Genomic DNA, 2,800 nt, shown 5'->3' on the forward strand with positions numbered 1-2,800 from the left:
TTCCGAATGGGGAAACCTACTGGAGGTAATGCTCCAGTAACGTACAGTGAATACATAGCTGTACGTGGCGAACGAGGGGAACTGAAACATCTAAGTACCCTCAGGAAAAGAAAACAATAGTGATTCCGTCAGTAGCGGCGAGCGAAAGCGGAACAGCCCAAACCTGTACTATTTCGATGGCACAGGGGTTGTGGGGCCCCGACATGGGATTGATGAAGGATAGGCGAACGGTTTGGAAAGGCCGGCCATAGTGGGTGATAGCCCCGTATCCGAAATCTTGATTCACCCTAGGGTGTCCCCGAGTACTGCGAGGCACGTGAAACCTCGTGGGAATCCGGGAGGACCATCTCCCAAGGCTAAATACTACTCTCTGACCGATAGTGCACTAGTACCGTGAGGGAAAGGTGAAAAGTACTCCAATGAGGAGGGTGAAATAGAACCTGAAACCGTATGCCTACAAGCAGTGGGAGCACTATGGAGCAATCCAGTGTGACCGCGTGCCTTTTGCATAATGAGTCAGCGAGTTACCCTCAGCAGCGAGGTTAAGTTCATGGAACGGAGCCGTAGCGAAAGCGAGTCTTAATAGGGCGTCATAGTTGCTGGGGGTAGACCCGAAACCGGGTGATCTATCCATGTCCAGGGTGAAAGGAAGGTAACACTTCGTGGAGGCCCGAACCCACTGGCGTTGAAAAGCCAGGGGATGAGGTGTGGATAGGAGTGAAAGGCTAATCAAACTCGGAGATAGCTGGTTCTCCCCGAAATATATTTAGGTATAGCCTCACAAAGTAAGTAGCGGGGGTAGAGCACTGGATGGGCTAGGGGCCTCACCAGGTTACCAAACCTAACCAAACTCCGAATACCGCTAACTGTTATTGTGGGAGTCAGACTGCGGGTGATAAGATCCGTAGTCAAAAGGGAAAGAGCCCAGACCGCCAGCTAAGGTCCCAAAATCTACGCTAAGTGGAAAACGATGTGGAAATGCCCAGACAACCAGGAGGTTGGCTTAGAAGCAGCCACCCTTTAAAGAAAGCGTAATAGCTCACTGGTCGAGTGGGTCTGCGCGGAAAATGTAACGGGGCTAAGCGTAGTACCGAAGCTGCGGATTTGATCCTTAAGGATCAAGTGGTAGGGGAGCATTGTGTAAGCCTGTGAAGGTCGACCGTGAGGACGGCTGGAGGTATCACAAGAGATTATGCTGACATGAGTAGCGAAAAACAAGGTGAGAAACCTTGTCACCGAAAACCCAAGGTTTCCTACGTAAAGGTAATCTGCGTAGGGTTAGTCGGTCCCTAAGGCGAGGCCGAAAGGCGTAGTTGATGGGAAACGGGTTAATATTCCCGTACCACCTGTTGTTGCGATGGGGGGACGGAGTAGGGTAGACGATCCAGGCGCTGGTTGTCCTGGTTTAAGGTCGTAGGCGGGAAGAGGAGGCAAATCCCTTCTTCCATTCAACGCTGAGAACTGATGACGAGGGGGTATCCCCGTAAAGTCGTTGATCCCATGCTTCCAAGAAAAGCCTCTAAGCTTCAGACAGCAGGTGACCGTACCGTAAACCGACTCAGGTGGGTGAGGATAAATGTCCTAAGGTGCTTGAGAGAACACTGGTTAAGGAACTCGGCAAAATGATACCGTAACTTCGGGAGAAGGTATGCCCTTTTTGGTGAAGGCGATTCGCTCGCACAGCTGAAGAGGGTCGCAGAGAAATGGCGGTAGCGACTGTTTACTAAAAACATAGGACTCTGCAAAGTCGCAAGACGACGTATAGGGTCTGACGCCTGCCCGGTGCCGGAAGGTTAAGGGGATTTGTTAGCCGCAAGGTGAAGCTTTGAACCGAAGCCCCGGTAAACGGCGGCCGTAACTATAACGGTCCTAAGGTAGCGAAATTCCTTGTCGGGTAAGTTCCGACCTGCACGAATGGCGTAACGATTTCCGCGCTGTCTCAACCAGTGGCTCAGCGAAATTGAATTCTCGGTGAAGATGCCGAGTACCCGCAGAAAGACGGAAAGACCCCGTGCACCTTTACTACAGTTTGACAGTGACATTCGAATAAGCTTGTGTAGGATAGGTGGGAGACTTTGAAGCTGGGACGCTAGTCTCGGTGGAGTCATCCTTGAAATACCACCCTGGTTTGTTTGGATGTCTAACCCAGGCCCGTCATCCGGGTCGGGGACACTGTCTGATGGGTAGTTTGACTGGGGCGGTCGCCTCCCAAAGAGTAACGGAGGCGCGCGAAGGTTCCCTCAGGCTGATTGGAAACCAGCCGTAGAGTGTAAAGGCATAAGGGAGCTTGACTGCGAGACCAACAAGTCGAGCAGGTACGAAAGTAGGTCTTAGTGATCCGGCGGTTCTGTATGGAAGGGCCGTCGCTCAACGGATAAAAGGTACGCCGGGGATAACAGGCTGATCTCCCCCAAGAGTTCACATCGACGGGGAGGTTTGGCACCTCGATGTCGGCTCATCGCATCCTGGGGCTGAAGTAGGTCCCAAGGGTTTGGCTGTTCGCCAATTAAAGCGGTACGCGAGCTGGGTTTAAAACGTCGTGAGACAGTTTGGTCCCTATCTTCTGTGGGCGTAGGATACTTGAGAAGAGTTGACCTTAGTACGAGAGGACCGGGTTGAACGTACCTCTGGTGTTCCAGTTGTTCCGCCAGGAGCAGTCGCTGGGTAGCTATGTACGGAAAGGATAACCGCTGAAAGCATCTAAGCGGGAAGCCTCCTTCAAGATTAGGTATCCCTGGGAGCAATCCCCTAAAGGCCCGTTGTAGACCACAACGTTGATAGGCCGGGTGTGTAAGTGCAG

1 rRNA gene (only partly in view) is annotated in these 2,800 nt (G+C 52.2%); it reads left to right on the top strand.

What is annotated here, in order from left to right:
- A 23S ribosomal RNA gene (locus E8K79_RS18500) occupies window positions 1–2,800 on the top strand; its annotated part reaches 112 nt to the left of the window's first position; the annotation flags it as partial.

The organism is Geomonas edaphica (assembly GCF_004917075.1).
Taxonomy (GTDB): Bacteria; Desulfobacterota; Desulfuromonadia; order Geobacterales; family Geobacteraceae; genus Geomonas; species Geomonas edaphica.